The organism is Streptomyces misionensis, from assembly GCF_007896895.1.
In the GTDB taxonomy this organism is placed as follows: Bacteria; Actinomycetota; Actinomycetes; order Streptomycetales; family Streptomycetaceae; genus Streptomyces; species Streptomyces misionensis_A.
The window spans coordinates 1-16,874 of sequence record NZ_VOGW01000081.1 but is presented as its reverse complement, the minus strand read 5'-3'; the positions used below and the strand labels follow the sequence as shown (position 1 = coordinate 16,874).

The 16,874-nt window shown below is 71.2% G+C and carries 13 protein-coding genes; 7 read left to right on the top strand and 6 right to left on the bottom strand.

Going from position 1 to position 16,874, the window contains the following annotated elements:
- Nucleotides 1-56: 56 nt before the first annotated feature.
- Nucleotides 57-746: a cytidylyl-2-hydroxypropylphosphonate hydrolase gene (gene fomD, locus FRZ03_RS13905; protein ID WP_186785412.1), complete on the top strand. Its 690-nt coding sequence runs from the start codon at nt 57-59 to the stop codon at nt 744-746.
- A gap of 293 nt (nt 747-1,039) precedes the next feature.
- The gene (locus FRZ03_RS13900; protein WP_146465461.1) at nt 1,040-3,136 is read left to right on the top strand and encodes an ATP-binding SpoIIE family protein phosphatase; all 2,097 of its coding nucleotides are present in this window, start codon (nt 1,040-1,042) and stop codon (nt 3,134-3,136) included.
- Nucleotides 3,137-3,192: 56 nt separating this feature from the next.
- On the opposite strand, the gene FRZ03_RS13895 is transcribed toward FRZ03_RS13900, so the two are convergent.
- Entirely contained in the window at nt 3,193-5,577 is a 2,385-nt protein-coding gene (locus FRZ03_RS13895; RefSeq protein WP_146465460.1) for a transglycosylase domain-containing protein, read from the bottom strand.
- Between the two features lie 303 nt (nt 5,578-5,880).
- Between FRZ03_RS13895 and FRZ03_RS13890 the strand changes: the two genes are divergently transcribed.
- From FRZ03_RS13890 to FRZ03_RS13880, 3 genes are read left to right on the top strand one after another with little or no spacing between them, the layout of a single operon-like run.
- The gene (locus FRZ03_RS13890; RefSeq protein WP_070029103.1) at nt 5,881-6,405 is read left to right on the top strand and encodes a PadR family transcriptional regulator; all 525 of its coding nucleotides are present in this window, start codon (nt 5,881-5,883) and stop codon (nt 6,403-6,405) included.
- Nucleotides 6,402-7,091: an ABC transporter ATP-binding protein gene (locus FRZ03_RS13885; protein WP_146465459.1), complete on the top strand. Its 690-nt coding sequence runs from the start codon at nt 6,402-6,404 to the stop codon at nt 7,089-7,091. Before FRZ03_RS13890 ends, FRZ03_RS13885 begins: the two co-directional genes overlap by 4 nt.
- Nucleotides 7,088-9,427 (top strand): FtsX-like permease family protein, encoded by a 2,340-nt coding sequence (locus tag FRZ03_RS13880; protein ID WP_146465458.1) that lies wholly within the window; start codon nt 7,088-7,090, stop codon nt 9,425-9,427. The genes FRZ03_RS13885 and FRZ03_RS13880 overlap by 4 nt, the downstream gene beginning before the upstream one ends.
- A gap of 43 nt (nt 9,428-9,470) precedes the next feature.
- On the opposite strand, the gene FRZ03_RS13875 is transcribed toward FRZ03_RS13880, so the two are convergent.
- Nucleotides 9,471-10,466, bottom strand: a complete 996-nt coding sequence (locus FRZ03_RS13875; protein ID WP_398660291.1) for a LysR substrate-binding domain-containing protein — start codon at nt 10,464-10,466, stop codon at nt 9,471-9,473.
- A 139-nt stretch (nt 10,467-10,605) separates the two neighbouring features.
- On the opposite strand from FRZ03_RS13875, the gene FRZ03_RS13870 reads away from it, so the two are divergent.
- Nucleotides 10,606-11,160 carry a peroxiredoxin gene (locus FRZ03_RS13870; protein WP_070029114.1) on the top strand — a complete coding sequence of 185 codons (555 nt, stop codon included), beginning with the start codon at nt 10,606-10,608 and terminating at the stop codon, nt 11,158-11,160.
- A 3-nt stretch (nt 11,161-11,163) separates the two neighbouring features.
- The gene (locus FRZ03_RS13865; RefSeq protein WP_146465456.1) at nt 11,164-11,697 is read left to right on the top strand and encodes an alkyl hydroperoxide reductase; all 534 of its coding nucleotides are present in this window, start codon (nt 11,164-11,166) and stop codon (nt 11,695-11,697) included.
- 24 nt (nt 11,698-11,721) lie between these two features.
- Here the strand turns inward: FRZ03_RS13865 and FRZ03_RS13860 are convergent, their stop codons facing one another.
- The 4 genes from FRZ03_RS13860 to FRZ03_RS13845 all read right to left on the bottom strand — a co-directional run bounded on the left by FRZ03_RS13860 (nt 11,722) and on the right by FRZ03_RS13845 (nt 16,801).
- On the bottom strand, nt 11,722-13,107 hold the full coding sequence (locus FRZ03_RS13860) for an AI-2E family transporter (protein ID WP_146465455.1): 1,386 nt from the start codon (nt 13,105-13,107) through the stop codon (nt 11,722-11,724).
- A gap of 132 nt (nt 13,108-13,239) precedes the next feature.
- Nucleotides 13,240-13,935, bottom strand: coding sequence for an aggregation-promoting factor C-terminal-like domain-containing protein (locus tag FRZ03_RS13855; RefSeq protein WP_177330118.1), 696 nt, complete (start codon nt 13,933-13,935; stop codon nt 13,240-13,242).
- 394 nt (nt 13,936-14,329) lie between these two features.
- The gene (locus tag FRZ03_RS13850; RefSeq protein WP_146465454.1) at nt 14,330-15,655 is read right to left on the bottom strand and encodes a PhoH family protein; all 1,326 of its coding nucleotides are present in this window, start codon (nt 15,653-15,655) and stop codon (nt 14,330-14,332) included.
- Between the two features lie 372 nt (nt 15,656-16,027).
- The gene (locus tag FRZ03_RS13845; RefSeq protein WP_146465453.1) at nt 16,028-16,801 is read right to left on the bottom strand and encodes an isoprenyl transferase; all 774 of its coding nucleotides are present in this window, start codon (nt 16,799-16,801) and stop codon (nt 16,028-16,030) included.
- Nucleotides 16,802-16,874 lie beyond the last annotated feature (73 nt).

Below are 16,874 nucleotides of genomic sequence, written 5' to 3'. Positions count from 1 at the left end.
CGGCGACCGTGACCCGCGCCGCAGCGCCGCATCCGCGCGGCACCTAATATCTGCCCATGACGGACGACGCGACGATGCGACAAGCGGCGGCGGGTCCCGCGGCGTACTGGGCGCCGGGGACCCCGATCCTGTGGCGTTACCGGGAGAACGGCGGCGAGCGGTTCCACATCGCCCGGCCCGTCACCGTCGTACGCGACGACGCCGAACTGCTCGCGGTCTGGCTGGCCCCCGGCACCGAGTGCGTGAAGCCTGCCCTGGCCGACGGCACCCCGGTGCACCGCGAGCCGCTGGAGTCCCGCTACACCAAGCCGCGCACGGTGCGCCGCGGCCGCTGGCTGGGCACCGGGGTGCTGAAGCTGGCCCAGCCCGGTGTGCCCTGGTCGGTGTGGCTGTTCTGGGAGCCGGGCTGGCGGTTCAAGAACTGGTACGTCAATCTGGAGGAACCGCTGGTCCGCTGGGCGGGCGGGGTGGACTCCGAGGATCACTTCCTGGACATCGACGTACGCCCGGACCGCAGTTGGCGGTGGCGGGACGAGGACGAGTTCGCGCAGGCCCAGCGGGACGGCCTGATGCCCGCGCGGACCGCCGAGCGGGTCCGGGCGGCCGGGCGCGCGGCGGTCGCGGCGATCGAGGAATGGGGGCCGCCGTTCTCGGACGGCTGGCCGGGGTGGCGACCCGACGCCTCCTGGGCGGTACCGTCACTCCCCGAGGACTGGGACCGCACGCCCGCGCATGTGTCCTCATGAGACTCTTGATGCGCCCCCGGGCGAGAAACGTAGGATCGTCCTCCGCAAGGGCGCTTCGGAGCGACAACTTCCGGGGTGTGCGCCGGGCTTGACCGATCGTCACCGAGGGGCGGCAAGGACGTGAACGAGGGGTATCAGGGCAGCACCGGCCGCGCAGGCCTCGCCGGTGGCACGGGAACATCCTCCGGGCACGCGGAAAATCCGTTCCCGGGACACATATTGCGGGTATCGGGACTTCTGCGGGACCAACTGCGCGCCCGGCGCGCAGCCCCGGACGGATGGATGCGACACGCGTGACGGAGCAGCCCACCTCCTTCGAGCGCCCTCAGCCGGGCGCCGACCCCGCGGAGGGCCGCGGGGCGCTTGTGCGTGCCCCGGAACCGGTCGGCACCCCCGTCTTACCCGTGCAGGCACGGGCGGACGGGACGCCCTCGGGACCGGGCACGGCCACCCCCTGTGGCCAGGCAATGGACGGCAAGGGGAAGGAGCCCCCAGTCAACGGTCCGGAGCACTCCCAGCCCGCCACCGCGGACGCCGGCGCGGCCCATCGGCCGCGCCCCGCACCCGAGGTCATTCCGCCGCAGCCCGGCGCCGACCAGGAACGGGCACCGGGCGGCCCGGAGCGCCGTACCGGGCGGGGTCTGCCGCCGGGGCGGCCGATGCCGATGCGGCGTGACGGGGACCGGCTCAGGTTCGTGGGCGCGGCCACCCGGCGGATCGCCCGCGGTCTGGACCTGGACGAGATCGTGATGGGGCTGTGCCGGGCCACGGTGCCGACCTTCTCGGACGCGATCCTGGTCTATCTGCGCGACCCGCTGCCGGTCGGCGACGAACGGCCCACCGGGCCGGTGGTGCTGCGGCTGCGCCGTACCGACCGCATACCGGAGGAGCGGGACACCGACGGCGTCCTGCTGCCCCAGGCGTTCGAGCCGGAGCCGGAGCCGATCGCGCTGGCGGAACTGTCGTCGCTGACGACCGAGCTGTGCGAGGTGCGGCCCGGCGGCGCGCTCAACGAGGTGCTGCGCGGGGTGCGCCCGGTGTTCGCGGACGCGCCGGCCGCCCGGGCCGCGCTGCCCGAGCTGCTGGGCGAGGGCGCGGAGGCCCTCGTACCGTCCGGGCAGCACGCGATCCTCGCGCCGCTGCGCGGCCGGCGCCGGGTGATCGGCGCGGCCCTGTTCCTGCGCCGCCCCGAGCGGCCGGCGTTCGAGACGGACGACCTGCTGGTGGCGGCCCAGCTCGCCACGCACAGCGCGCTCGGCATCGACAAGGCGGTGCTGTACGGCCGTGAGGCCTACATCGCCGACGAGTTGCAGCGCACCATGCTGCCCGAGACCCTGCCCCGCCCGACGGGCGTGCGGCTCGCCTCGCGGTACCTGCCGGCGGCGGAGACCGCGCGGGTGGGCGGCGACTGGTACGACGCGATCCCGCTGCCCGGCAGCCGGGTCGCGCTGGTGGTCGGCGATGTCATGGGCCACTCCATGACCTCCGCCGCGATCATGGGCCAGCTGCGCACCACCGCGCAGACCCTGGCCGGTCTCGATCTGCCGCCGCAGGAGGTGCTGCACCACCTGGACGAGCAGGCGCAGCGGCTCGGCACCGACCGCATGGCGACCTGCCTGTACGCGGTCTACGACCCGGTCACGCACCGCATCACCATCGCCAACGCCGGCCATCCGCCGCCCGTGCTGCTGCACCTGGGCGGGCGGGCCGAGGTGCTGCGAGTGCCGCCGGGCGCGCCGATCGGCGTCGGCGGGGTGGACTTCGAGGCCGTCGAGCTGGACGCGCCCGCCGGGGCCACGCTGCTGCTGTACACCGACGGCCTGGTGGAGTCCCGGCTGCGGGACGTGTGGACGGGCATAGAGCAGCTGCGCGAACGGCTCGCCGCCACCGCGCAGCTGACCGGTCCGGACCATCCGCCGCCGCTGGAGGCCCTGTGCGACGAGGTCCTCGACATGCTCGGCCCGGGCGACCGGGACGACGACATCGCGCTGCTCGCCGCCCGCTTCGACGGGATCGCGCCGAGCGATGTGGCGTACTGGACGCTGGAGCCGGAGGAGACGGCCCCCGGGCAGGCCCGCCGGCTGGCCCGGCGCGCGCTCGCCCGCTGGGACATGGAGGACCTCACCGACTCGGTGGAGCTGCTGGTCAGCGAGGTCGTGACGAACGCCGTGCGGTACGCGTCCCGGCCGGTGACCCTGCGGTTGCTGCGCACCCATGTGCTGCGCTGCGAGGTCGGTGACGACGTGCCGCAGCTGCCCCGGCTGCGGCAGGCCCGCGCGACCGACGAGGGCGGCCGGGGTCTGTACCTGGTCAACAAGATGGCCCGGCGCTGGGGCGCGACCCGGCTGAGCACCGGCAAGGTGGTCTGGTTCGAGCTGCACCGCGGCTGAGCGGTGATGAGGGAGGGGCGCCCGGTGTGCACCGGGCGCCCCTCCCTCTTCTCCGGCTACGGCTGTTGCTGCTGCCGTTGCTGGTGCAGTTGCTCCCGCTGGTCGCCGAGCTGTCCCAGCGGGTTCTCGTCCGTGGGATCGGTCGTCGGCGACTGCGACGGCGACTGGCTCGGGGACTGCGAGGGCGACTGCGACGGCGACTGGCTCGGCGACTGGGACGGCGACTGCGACGGCGAGCCGGACGACGTCGGGGTGCCGGACGGCGACTGCGACGGCGACTGCGACGGGCTCTGGCTGCTCATCGAGGGGGTCGGCGTCTCGACGGCCGCGCCCTGCGAGGTGTCCAGGTCGAACTTGGCCGCGTGCGTCACGCCGAAGGTGTAGGCCGCCCAGATCTCGGCCGGGGGGCCACCGCCGTTGACGCGGCCGCCGCCCAGGGCGCCGGTCAGGGGCACGTGGTCCTGCTTCTTGACCGTCGCGCCGTTGCAGCCGGTGCCGCCCGCCTTGCCGGCCTCGCCGAACAGGCCGACGGAGGTGACCAGGTCCGGGGTGTAGCCGGTGAACCAGGCCGAGAGGTCGCAGTCGGAGGTACCGGTCTTGCCCGCGACCTGCTGGCCGGCCCGCAGCGGGTTGTTCGCCACACTGCGGTTGGCGGTGCCGTCGTCGACCACACCGGTCAGCACCGAGGTCACGCTGTCGGCGGCGGTACGGCTGATCGCCGGGCCGCCGATCGGGTTCGGCATGGTGACCTTGCGGTCCTTCTGCTCGGCGTCCTTGACGATGGTCGGCGTGACCTTGTTGCCGTGGTTGTCGAGGGTGGCGTAGATCCCGGCCATCTCCAGCGGGCTCGCGCCCATCGAGCCGAGCGTCTGGGCGGGGACGGCCTGCATGCCCTCGGTGTCCATGCCGAGCTGCTTGGCCGTGCTCATCACCTTGCTCATGCCCACGTCGACACCCATCTGTGCGAAGACGGAGTTGACGGAGTCGTTCATGGCCTTCTGGACGGTGACGGGCCCGTAGTTCACGTCGTCCTCGTTCGGCGGGCCGAAGCCGACCCTGGCGCCGTGGTCCACGACCTGGCGGCCGCTGGTGCCGTCGTACACCGTGTCGGCGTTGATCGGCTTGCCGTCCTGGGTGACGGAGCCCTGCTGGAGCGCCGCGGCGAGGATGACCGGCTTGAAGGTGGAGGCGGGCTGGTAGTCCTTGCGGGTGGCGTTGTTGGTCCAGTGCTTGAAGTGGTCCGTGCCGCCGTACATGGCGACGATCTTCCCCGTCTTGGGGTCCACCGAGACCGCGCCGGCCTGCACATCGCCGTCGACCTTGCGCTGCTTGGGGTCGAGCTTGCTGGTCAGCTGCTCCTTGACGGCCCGTTCCAGCGCGGCCTGCTTCTTCTTGTCGACGTTGAGGGTGATGGTCCAGCCGCGGTTGACCACCTGCTGCACGGCGTCCTGGTGGCTGATGCCCTCCTCGGACATCAGCTGGTCCTCCAGCTGCTGGTTGGCCAGCTCGACCAGGTAGCCCTTCTCGCCCTCCTCGCCGGGGGTGCCCTTGGGCTCCTTCGGCTTGGGGAACTTCATGGCCTGCCGCTTGGCCGGGTCCAGCCAGTGCTGCTTGACCATGTTGTCCAGGACGTAGTTCCAGCGCGCCTGCACCAGCTTCTTGCCGGTGGGGGTCGCCACCGCCCAGTCGTACTGGCTGGGCGCCTGGAGCAGCGCGGCGAGGTACGCGCCCTGTTCGACCGTGAGGTTCTGGGCGTCGGTGCGGTAGTAGGCCTGGGCGGCGGCCTGGATGCCGTAGGCGCCGCGGCCGTAGTAGCTGGTGTTGATGTAGCCCGCGAGGATGTCGTCCTTGGATTTCTTCTGGTCGACCTTCAAGGAGATGACCATCTCCTTGAGCTTGCGGGTGACCGTCTGGTCCTGGCTCAGGTAGTAGTTCTTGACGTACTGCTGGGTGATGGTGGAGCCGCCCTGGGTGCCGCGTCCCCTCGCCGTGTTGTACAGGCCGCGGGCGAGACCCCTGAGGTCGATGCCGGAGTCCGTGTAGAAGGTCTTGTTCTCGGCGGCGACGAAGGTGTGCTGCACGTCCTTCGGGACCTTGTCCAGGTCCACGCTCTCGCGGTTGGTCTCGCCGACACGGGCGAGCAGGGTGCCGTCGCTGTACTTGTAGACGTTGCTCTCCTGGGTGGCGAGCGCATTGCCCTCCGGCACGTCCACGACCATGTACAGCACGGCGAAGCCGGCTATGCCCAGCAGGCACAGTCCGAAGAACGTCCCGAGGATCTTCTTCCAGGAGAAGATCCGGCGCAGGAGGCTCTTGCGGGGCGCTCCCCCGCCGGCCGGGCCCGCCGACCGGTTGCCGGTCTCGGGTGCCGAGCGGCGACGCTGGGGCGCCGCGCGGTGGCCGCCGCGCTGTCGCGCTCGTCTCTCTTCCGCTCGTCCCATGGGTCTACCGCTCCGCTTCCGTCTCGTTGGTCAGCTCCGAAAGCTAACACCCGCCTATATGACAAAGGGCAACCGATCCGCTCTTTTACGGACGTGAGAATCAGCACCCACCCCAAAGGAACCGACGGTTACCGGGGGGCCAAGGTTGCCCGTCGGCCGGAAGTCTTCGGGCCGGAGTCCCGGTGCGGCGGCCTGTCTCGGAACCGTGACAAAGGGCCCTCACCTGCGAGGTAGCACCCTCCGCGTTGGGCTGCACCTGCGGTGTATACCTACCGCGTATACACGGTATGTAGAGTGCTCCTCATGTCCATCGGTCACACCCTCCTAGGGCTCCTGGAGTCCGGCCCGCGCCACGGTTACGACCTCAAGCGGGCCTTCGACGAGAAGTTCGGTCAGGATCGCCCCCTGCACTACGGCCAGGTCTACTCCACGATGTCCCGGCTGCTGAAGCACGGCCTCGTGGAAGTCGACGGCATCGAGGCGGGCGGCGGTCCCGAGCGCAAGCGGTACGCGATCACCGAGGCCGGCGTCACCGACGTCCAGCGCTGGCTCGCCACCCCGGAGAAGCCGGAGGAGTACCTCCAGTCGACCCTGTACACCAAGGTCGTCCTCGCGCTGCTCACCCATCGCGACGCCTCCGTCATCCTCGACGTCCAGCGCGCCGAACACCTGCGCAGCATGCGGATCCTGACCGACCGCAAGCGCAAGGGCGACCTCGCCGACCAGCTGATCTGCGACCACGCCCTGTTCCACCTGGAGGCCGACCTGCGCTGGCTGGAACTGACCGCCGCGCGCCTGGACAAGCTGCGGGCGGAGGTCGCCTCGTGACCCCTCCCCCCGGTTCCCTGCTGGCCGCGCACGACCTGCGCAAGGCGTACGGCCCCACGGTCGCCCTCGACGGCGCCGAGTTCTCCATCCACCCCGGCGAGGTCGTCGCCGTCATGGGCCCCTCCGGCTCCGGCAAGTCGACGCTGCTGCACTGCCTCGCCGGCATCGTGCCGCCCGACTCGGGCTCCATCACCTACGCCGGGCGCGAGCTGGCCGGCATGAGCGACGCCGAGCGCAGCGCGCTGCGCCGCAGCGAGTTCGGCTTCGTCTTCCAGTTCGGCCAGCTGGTGCCCGAACTGACCTGTGTGGAGAACGTGGCCCTGCCGCTGCGGCTGAACGGCACCTCCCGCAAGGAGGCCGAGCGGGCCGCCCTCGCCTGGATGGAGCGGCTGGAGGTGGACGGCCTCAAGGACAAGCGGCCCGGCGAGGTCTCCGGCGGCCAGGGGCAGCGCGTCGCGGTGGCGCGGGCCCTGGTCACCGGGCCCCGGGTGGTGTTCGCGGACGAGCCGACCGGTGCGCTCGACTCCCTCAACGGCGAACGCGTGATGGAGCTGCTGACCGACGCGGCCCGCTCCACCAACGCGGCCGTCGTCCTGGTCACCCACGAGGCGCGCGTCGCCGCCTACTCCGACCGGGAGATCGTCGTACGCGACGGCAGGTCCCGGGACATGGAGCGCGCCATATGAGCGCACGCCAGTGGGGCAGGGACCTCGGCCTGGGCTTCCGATTCGCCTTCACCGGGGGCCGCGAGGGCTGGACCCGGGTGCTGCTGACGGCGGTCGGGGTCGGCCTGGGCGTGGCTCTGCTGCTGCTGACGACCGCGATCCCGAACGCGCTGGCGGTACGGCACGACCGGGAGGCGGCCCGCGCGGACTACACGTACGGCCCGCACCGGCCGAAGGCCGAGAACACCCTGGTGATCGCCGATACCGACACCGCGTTCCGCGGCCGCACCGTGCGCGGCCGGCTGGTGGAGCCCGAGGGGCCGAAGGCGCCCGTCGCGCCGGGCCTGTCGGCGTACCCGGCGCCGGGCGAGATGGTGGTCTCCCCCGCGCTGAAGGAGCTGCTCGGCTCGGGCGAGGGCAAGCTGCTGCGGGAGCGGCTGCCGTACCGGATCACCGGCACCATCGGCGAGAGCGGGCTCGTGGGCTCGCAGGAACTCGCCTACTACGCCGGGGCGAAGAACCTGGCCCCGAAGATCAACGGCTACCAGACCGCCCGGATCAGCACCTTCGGCTCGCCGAACAAGCCCCCGGCGAACCGGACGGACCCGGTGCTGATCCTGCTGGTGCTGCTCGTCTTCGTGGTGCTGCTGATGCCGGTCGGCGTCTTCATCGCGACCGCCGTGCGCTTCGGCGGCGAGCGGCGCGACCGCAGACTGGCCGCGCTGCGCCTGGTGGGCTCCGACAGCCGGATGACCCGCCGGATCGCGGCGGGCGAGGCGCTGGCCGGATCACTGGTCGGGCTGCTCTTCGGCACCCTCTTCTTCCTGCTGGGCCGCCGGTTCGCGGGTTCGGTGGAGGTCGTGGGCATGAGCGTGTTCCCGGACTACCTCGATCCCTCGCCCGCGCTGGCCGCGCTGGTCGCCCTCGCCGTCCCGGCGGCGGCGGTGCTGGTCACCCTGTTCGCGCTGCGCGGGGTGGTCATCGAGCCGCTGGGCGTGATGCGGACCGCCAGGCCCGCGCGCCGCCGGCTGTGGTGGCGGCTGCTGCTGCCGCTGGGCGGCCTCGCCCTGCTCGCCCCGATGATCAACAAGGGCCGCTCGGACGGGGAGTTCAACCAGTACCTGGTGACCGGCGGCGTACTGCTGCTGCTCGTCGGCGTCACCACCCTGCTGCCATGGGCCGTGGAGGCGGTGGTGGCCCGGCTGCACCTCGGCGCGGTGGCCTGGCAACTCGCGGTACGGCGGCTCCAGTTGAGCAGCGGCTCGGCGGCCCGCATGGTGAACGGCATCGCCGTCGCGGTGGCGGGGGCGATCGCGCTCCAGATGCTGTTCGCGGGGGTCGAGGGCGACTACACCAAGGACACCGGGAAGGACCTCAGCCGGGCCCAGATGCAGATCAACCTGTCCCACGGCACCCCCTTCCGCACGGCCGCCGACCGGTTCACCACCACCAAGGGCGTGCGCAAGGCCGTCTCGCTGGGCAGCACGTCGCTCGGGAACAAGGACTGGCCCGATGCGGACAGCACGGTGCTGATGGTCGCCGGCACCTGCGCCTCCCTGCGCGAGGTGGCCCGGCTGCCCTCCTGCCGCGAGGGGGACGCCTTCCTGTCGACGGGCGGGGACCAGGACGACGACGCCGCCATCGCGAAGCTCACCCGGCCGGGCCGGGTGCTGCACATCGACACGGCCGACGGCACCGGCCGCGGCCCCGACGTGCGCTGGACCGTACCGGCGGGCCTCAAGCCGGCCCGCGCGATCACCAGCCCCAACGGCATGAGGAACAGCGCCGTCCTGGTGACCCGGCCCGCGGTGCCCGACCGGGTGAACCGGGTGCTGGACGGGGCGGTGTACGTCATGCTCGACCCGCGGGTGCCCGAGGTGACCGAGTACATCCGCAACACGGCGGCGCAGGTCGACCCGTTCGCCGAGGCGATCGAATGGTCGGCGACCGAGCAGTCCAAGAAGTTCACCTCCATCCGCACCGGCCTGTACGCGGGCGCGATCTGCGTGCTGGCGCTGATCGGCGCGAGCCTGCTGGTCACCCAGCTGGAGCAGCTGCGCGAGCGCAGGAAGCTGCTGTCGTCGCTGATGGCCTTCGGCACCCGGCGGCGCACCCTGGGCCTGTCGGTGCTGTGGCAGACCGCGCTCCCGGTCGCGCTCGGCCTGCTGCTCGCGGCGGCCGTCGGGCTGACGCTGGGCACGGTGCTGCTGAAGATGGTGGGCGCGCCGCTGGGCGTGGACTGGCCGAGCGTGCTGACGATGACCGGCGCGGGCGCGGGGGTGGTCCTCGTGGTCACCCTGCTGAGCCTGCCGCCGCTGCTGCGGCTGATGCGGCCGGAGGGACTGCGCACCGAGTGACAACCGTGCCGCACAGGGCCCTTCCCCGGACGGGGAGGGGCCCTCAGCCGTTGCCGAGGACCCGTACCGGCAGCGCCCGCATCGCCTCGCGCAGGGCCGCCGCCAGCTCCTCGTACTCGGCACCGCGTGCCGCTCCCGCGCGCATCGCCAGGGCGATCCGGCGGCTCGGGGCCGGGTCGGCGAAGTAGCCGGTGAGCAACTGGCTGCTGCGGGTGGTCTCCAGCTTGAGCGCGGTGCGCGGCAGCAGGGTGCAGCCGAGGCCGCCGGCGACCAGCTGGACCAGCGTGGACAGCCCGGCCGCGGTCGTGGTGACCGGGGCGCCCGCCCGTCGCCCACCGCCCTCGGCCGAGGGGCCCCGCCCCGCCCCCGTCAGTCCGCGGCCCGCCTCGCGGCAGATTTCCAGGGCCTGGTCGCGCAGGCAGTGCCCCTCGTCCAGCAGCAGCAGGTTGAGTTCCTTCAGCGCCTCGCGCGGGATGCCCTCGCGGCCGCCGAGCCAGTGGTCGAGCGGGGTGACGAGCACGAAGTCCTCGTCGAACAGGGGCAGTTCGACTATGCCGGGCACCCCGAGCGGGACCGCGAGCAGCAGCAGGTCGAGCCGGCCGGTGCCCAGGCCGTCGACCAGGCTCGCGGTCTGCTCCTCGTGCACCTGGAGGTCCAGGTGCGGATAGCGCTCGTGCACGAGCCGCAGCACGGTCGGCAGCAGATACGGTGCCACGGTCGGGATCACGCCGAGCCGGAGCGCCCCGGTGAACGGCGCCCGGACCGCCTCCGCCTCCTCCATGAGGGCGGCGACGGCGTCCAGTACGGCCCTGGCCCGCACGGCCAGACGCTCCCCCGCGGGCGAGAGCAGTACCTTGCGCGTCGTACGCTCGAGGAGGGTCACGCCGAGTGTCTCCTCCAGCGCCGAGACCGCGCCGGACAGGGCGGGCTGGCTCATCCCGATGGCCGCCGCCGCGTCCCTGAAGTGCAGGTGCTCGGCCACGGCGGCGAAGGCCCGCAGCTGGGCGAGGCTGGGCTGCCTCCGCTTGCCGTTACTGATGGTCACTGATAGATACCTCCGATCAACACGACCGAGTGTAGCTATTTCCCTAATCAATGCACCCTGTGCCAACATCGACAGAGTCCAACCCATGGGAATCACCCCCAAAAGGGGTGCTTCTTCGCTGCAAGGAGAGCCTGTGCTCACTGTCGGTGACAAGTTCCCCGAGTTCGATCTGACCGCCTGCGTCTCCCTGGAGAAGGGCAAGGAGTTCGAGCAGATCAACCACAAGTCCTACGAGGGCAAGTGGCTGGTCGTGTTCGCCTGGCCGAAGGACTTCACCTTCGTCTGCCCGACCGAGATCGCCGCGTTCGGCAAGCTGAACGACGAGTTCGCCGACCGCGACGCCCAGATCCTCGGCTTCTCCGGCGACTCCGAGTTCGTGCACCACGCCTGGCGCAAGGACCACCCGGACCTGACCGAGCTGCCCTTCCCGATGATGGCCGACTCCAAGCACGAGCTCATGCGTGACCTGGGCATCGAGGGCGAGGACGGCTTCGCGCAGCGCGCCGTGTTCATCGTGGACCCGAACCACGAGATCCAGTTCACGATGGTCACCGCCGGTTCCGTGGGCCGTAACCCCAAGGAGGTCCTGCGGGTCCTGGACGCGCTCCAGACCGACGAGCTGTGCCCCTGCAACTGGAGCAAGGGCGACGAGACCCTCGACCCGGTCGCGCTGCTGGCTGGTGAGTGACCCATGTCGCTCGACTCGCTGAAGTCCCGGATCCCGGACTACGCCAAGGACCTCAAGCTCAACCTGGGCTCGGTCATCGGCAACTCCGACCTGCCGGCGCAGCAGCTGTGGGGCACGGTGCTGGCCACGGCCATCGCCTCGCGCTCCCCGATCGTGCTGCGTGAGCTGGAGCCGGAGGCGAAGGCGAACCTCTCGCCGGAGGCGTACACCGCGGCCAAGTCCGCGGCCGCCATCATGGCGATGAACAACGTCTTCTACCGCACCCGGCACCTGCTGTCGGACCACGAGTACGGCACCCTGCGCGCGGGCCTGCGGATGAACGTCATCGGCAACCCGGGCGTGGAGAAGGTCGACTTCGAGCTGTGGTCGTTCGCGGTCTCCGCGATCAACGGCTGCGGCATGTGCCTGGACTCGCACGAGCAGGTGCTGCGCAAGGCCGGTATGGAGCGGGACACCGTCCAGGAGGCCTTCAAGATCGCTGCCGTCGTGCAGGCGGTCGGCGCCACCCTGGAGGCCGAGGCCGTCCTGGCCGAGTAGGTCACCGTTGTCCCTGGACCCCGTTCACCCCTGGTGAGCGGGGTCCTCGGCGTTCCGTTCCTCCTCCGCCACGGGCTCGGCCGAGGCAGGTTCCGGCCCGGGACCGGGTTCGGGTCCGGATTCGGGTCCGGGCTCCTGGAGCTCCGCTGAGTACTGCCGCAGATAGCCCACCACCGTGTTGGTCACCGCCACCAGCGGTACGGCCACCACCGCGCCGCCGATGCCGGCCACCATGCCGCCGGCCGCCACGGTCAGCACCACCGCGAGGGGGTGCACCCGCACCGCGCGGCCCAGGATGAAGGGCTGCAGCACATGCCCCTCGATCTGCTGCACGGCGAGGACCACGACCAGGGTCATGACGGCGGTGAAGACGCCCTGGGTGACCAGGGCCACGATCACCGCGAGTGCCCCGGAGGCGACCGCGCCGACCAGCGGGATGAACGAGAACAGGAAGATGAAGACGGCCAGCGGGACCGCCATCGGCACATCGAGGAAGTAGATGCCGATGCCGATGAAGATCGCGTCGATGAGGGCGACCAGGACCGTGCCGCGCACATACGCGGTCAGCGTGCGCCAGGCGCGCGGACCGGCGCCGGCCACCCCCTCCCGGGCGGCGGAGGGCACCAGCTTCAGGAACCACTGCCAGATGCGCCTGCCGTCGTAGAGCAGGAAGAGCGTCGAGAAGAACACCAGCAGGATGCCGGTGAGGGCCTCCACGATGACCTGAACGCCCTCCAGGCCCGCGGACGTTATCTGGTCGGCGTTGGCGCCGATCGCCTCGCGCAGGTTCTTGGCGATCTGGTTGATCTGCTTGTCGGTGACGTGGAAGGGGCTCTTCAGCAGCCAGTTGCGCAGATCGTCGATGCCGGACTGGATCTGGGTGGAGAGCGTGTCGATGTTCTCCATGACCTGCCAGGTCACGAACCAGCCCATCAGACCGATGACGACGAAGCCGCTGATCGCGGTGAGCGCGGTGGCCGGACCGCGCGGCACCCCGCGGCGGGTGAGCCGGGCGACGGTCGGTTGCAGCAGCGCGGTGACCAGCAACGCGATGACGAAGGCGAAGACCACCAGCTGGATGGCGCTGATGACCCGCATCAGCACCCAGACGGTGCCCGCCAGCACCAGCAGCCGCCAGCCGGCCTCGGCCGCGACCCGCACCCCCCAGGGCACGGCCTGCGCGGGATCGGGACGGGCGACGGGCGCCGACGGCACAGGACGGCGGGCGCGCGGCACCGCGTCGGGCGCCACATCGGCCACCGCCTGCTGCGTGCGGGCCGGTTCGGGCGCGGCAGGCGGCCCGGGGGCCGCGTCCTCCTGCTCGACCTCCGCACGGCGGGCGTCCAGCCGTTCGCTCATCTCGGTGAGACCGGCACCCAGCTTGCCGAGCCACCCTGGCACTCGCGACATGATCCGTCCTCTTCCCCCGCTTCTCGCCACCACTCCCCCCATGGAGTCGTGCGGTTACGACCGTACAGGGCGAAAGCCCCTTCCCAGAGGACGGGAAGGGGCTGCGCGAGGTTGAGCGTGGCGGGACGGAACTCAGTAGTTCCCGTTGGCCTGCCAGTAGGTCCAGGCGTCACAGGGGCTGCCGTACCGCTGGTTCATGTAGTTCAGGCCCCACTTGATCTGCGTGGCCGGGTTGGTCTGCCAGTCGGCACCCGCGGAGGCCATCTTGCCGCCGGGCAGGGCCTGGACGAGGCCGTAGGCGCCCGACGAGGCGTTGACCGCGCGGTAGTTCCAGCTGGACTCGTGGTTCACGATGTTGCTGAAGCACTGGAACTGGCCGGACGGCACGATCTGACGCGCCATGGCCTGGATCTGGGCGATGGTGTAGGAGCCCTGCACCGGGAAGCTGGCGTTGATGTCGCCACGGCTGGCGGCGGCCTTGGTCTCCGCGCGCTGCTTGGCCTCCTCGGCCGCCTTCTCGGCGGCGGCCTTCTTCGCGATCGCGGTCTCGGCGGCGGCCTTGCGGGCCGCTTCCTCGGCGTCCTTCTTGGCGCTCGCGTCCGCGGCGATGGCCTGCGAGTCGGCCTGCTGCGACAGGGTCGCGGACTGGACCTGGGCCTGCTGACCCGTCGGTATGTCCGCGAGGAGCGTGGTGTCGGCTGCTGCCGTCGGCTCCGCGGCGTCGTTGTTCTGCGCGACGCTGCCCGAGGCAACTCCGACGACGCTTCCGACGGCGGTGACCGCGGTGGCCGAGGCCACTGCGAATCCCCGGACCGAAATCCGGCTCACACGGTTTCCTTCCAGCATCGCCCGCTTCGGTGACCCTGGCGGACGCAATCGTGCCCCTGACACTGGCCTCCCAACTGCGGGGTCACGGGAGGCGCGGGCCCGGTGGGCAACTCCCCCTGCGGGGAGCGCCGCGTGGTGCTCGGGCGGCATACGACGAACTCTATGGAGTTGGTGCGTTCGTGGTGCCACACCGCTGGGGGTACGGCTGTGTCGTATGCGGGGCCTGACAGGACTGAGACTCTGCCGTAACCGGACGCCGGGTGGCAATTCCGAGTTGCGTGTGAAAGCTCACATCCCGTTTGGCCCAAGGGGATTCTGGAAAGCTCCACACACGAAGGCGCCGCCCGGTAGGCTCTGGTGCCTTTGCCGGGCGGCGCCAACGGGTGTTATCGGCTCAGATGTGGCCGTCCTCCAGCATTTCGGTCACCAGGGCGGCGATCTGCGACCGCTCCGAGCGCGTCAGCGTGACATGCGCGAACAGCGGGTGCCCCTTCAGCTTCTCCACCACGGCGACCACGCCGTCGTAGCGCCCCACCCGCAGGTTGTCCCGCTGCGCCACGTCATGGGTGAGCACCACCCGGGAGTTGGCGCCGATCCGGGACAGCACCGTCAGCAGCACGTTCCGCTCCAGCGACTGCGCCTCGTCCACGATGACGAACGCGTCGTGCAGCGAGCGGCCGCGGATGTGGGTGAGCGGCAGCACCTCCAGCATGCCGCGCGCGGTGACCTCCTCGATGACCTCCCGGCTGGTGACCGCCGACAGCGTGTCGAAGACGGCCTGTGCCCAGGGGCTCATCTTCTCCGCCTCGGTGCCCGGCAGATAGCCCAACTCCTGCCCGCCGACCGCGTACAGCGGCCGGAACACCATGACCTTCTGGTGCTGACGGCGCTCCAGCACCGCCTCCAGACCCGCGCACAGCGCCAGCGCCGACTTGCCGGTGCCGGCCCGGCCGCCCATGGAGACGATCCCGACGTCCGGGTCGAGCAGCAGATCGAGGGCGATGCGCTGCTCGGCGCTGCGTCCCTTGATGCCGAACGCCTCCCGGTCGCCGCGCACCAGCCGGACGTTGCCCTCGGCGGTGACCCGGCCGAGCGCCTTGCCGCGCTCCGACTGGATGGTCAGGCCGGTGTGCACGGGCAGGCCGGACGCCTCCGGTACATAGAGGTGTCCCTCCTCGAAGAGGACGTCCACCTGCTCGCCGGGGAGCGTCAGTTCGCTCATCCCGGTCCAGCCGGAGTTCTCCGTGATGGCCAGCTCGGCCCGGTACTCCTCGGCGAGGAGGCCCACGGACGAGGCCTTGATGCGCAGCGGCAGGTCCTTCGAGACGACGGTGACGTCGAACCCCTCGGCCTGCAGATTGCGGGCCACCGCGAGGATGCGGGAGTCGTTGTCCCCCAGGCGGTAGCCGGTGGGCAGCACGCCGGGGTCCGAGTGGTTGAGCTCGACACGCATGGTCCCGCCCAGTTCCCCGATCGGGATGGGGGCGTCCAGGCGGCCGTGCCGCACCCGGTACTCGTCCAGCAGGCGCAGCGCCTGGCGGGCGAAGTACCCGAGTTCGGGGTGGTGCCGCTTGGCCTCCAGCTCCGTGACCACCACGATGGGGAGCACCACTTCGTGCTCCTCGAAGCGGATCAGGGCGTTCGGGTCGGCCAGCAGGACGCTGGTGTCGAGAACATAGGTGCGCCGGTCTGGCTTGTGGCGCTTTGTGCTGGTCACCACGGAAGGACGTACCCCCTCGGATGAGGTCGGGGAGCGACGAAGTGGAAGCCGGGCCGGGAGGGCAGAAGAGACCGGGCCGGTCGGCGGCCCGTGCGCGCGGCGGGCCGGGAGCCGGACCTCCGCGGCTGCTTCCGTGCGGGTGTCGTACGGTCGGGCTGGTGCAAAGGGCCTCCCGGGCGGACGACCCCGTGCCGCCCGCTGAGATCCGACGCCCGGGTCGGGCATCGACCTGCTTGGTCTATGCCCTCGAACAAGCGCCGCCATGCAAAAGCGGCCACCGGCACGACGGTGAACTCCTCGTTACGTCCGCCCGAAGCGGGGTACACATGGGCCCCGCCGGTCGGGTGACCGGCGGGGCCCCTGTGTACAGGCTCAGCCGCCGTACCGGCGGTGACGTGCGGCGTAGTCGCGCAGTGCGCGCAGGAAGTCGACCTTCCGGAAGGCCGGCCAGTAGACGTCGCAGAAGTGGTACTCGGAGTGGGCGGTCTGCCAGAGCATGAATCCGGACAACCGCTGCTCGCCGCTGGTGCGGATGACAAGGTCGGGGTCGGGCTGGTCACTGGTGTAGAGATGACGGCCGATCATGTCGATGTCGACGGACTCGGCGAGGTCCTCCATCGCGACGCCCTTGTCCTGGGCGTCGAAGAGCATGGAGCGCACGGCGTCGGCGATCTCCTGCCGGCCGCCGTAGCCGATGGCCACGTTGACCACTATCCCCTTGATGTGGGCGGTGGCCTCCTCGGCCTCCTTAAGGGTGGCCTGCATGCCCCCGGGGAGCAGGTCCATGGCGCCCACGTGGTGCACCCGCCAGCGGCCGTCGGCGGCGAGGGTGCGCACGACGTCCTCGATGATGCCGAGCAGGGGGACCAGTTCCTCCTGCGGGCGGTCGAAGTTGTCCGTGGACAGCAGCCACAGGGTGACGACCTCGACATCGGTCTCGGTGCACCAGCCGAGGAACTCCTCGATCTTGTCGGCACCGGCCCGGTGGCCGTGGACGGTGGTGGAGCCGGAGGCCTTCGCCCAGCGGCGGTTGCCGTCCATGATGACGCCGATGTGCTTGGGCACCTGAGCGTGGTCGAGGTGGCCCTCCACCCGGCGTGCGTAGAGCCTGACCAGCAGGCCGCGCAGTTTGTCGCGCAGGTTCACGTGGCCCTCCGGAGGGTTTGGCGCGGGGTACGGTGCCGGGCCCGTCGAGCCTACCGCTGCCGGGGGCCTGGTC

What these genes read in the sequence shown, in the direction of transcription:
- FRZ03_RS13880 (WP_146465458.1), top strand. Translation starts at nt 7,088, where the DNA reads ATGAGCGCACGCCAGTGGGGCAGGGACCTCGGCCTGGGCTTCCGATTC.
- FRZ03_RS13860 (WP_146465455.1), bottom strand. Translation starts at nt 13,107, where the DNA reads ATGTCGCGAGTGCCAGGGTGGCTCGGCAAGCTGGGTGCCGGTCTCACC.
- FRZ03_RS13890 (WP_070029103.1), top strand. Translation starts at nt 5,881, where the DNA reads ATGTCCATCGGTCACACCCTCCTAGGGCTCCTGGAGTCCGGCCCGCGC.
- FRZ03_RS13895 (WP_146465460.1), bottom strand. Translation starts at nt 5,577, where the DNA reads ATGGGACGAGCGGAAGAGAGACGAGCGCGACAGCGCGGCGGCCACCGC.
- fomD (WP_186785412.1), top strand. Translation starts at nt 57, where the DNA reads ATGACGGACGACGCGACGATGCGACAAGCGGCGGCGGGTCCCGCGGCG.
- FRZ03_RS13865 (WP_146465456.1), top strand. Translation starts at nt 11,164, where the DNA reads ATGTCGCTCGACTCGCTGAAGTCCCGGATCCCGGACTACGCCAAGGAC.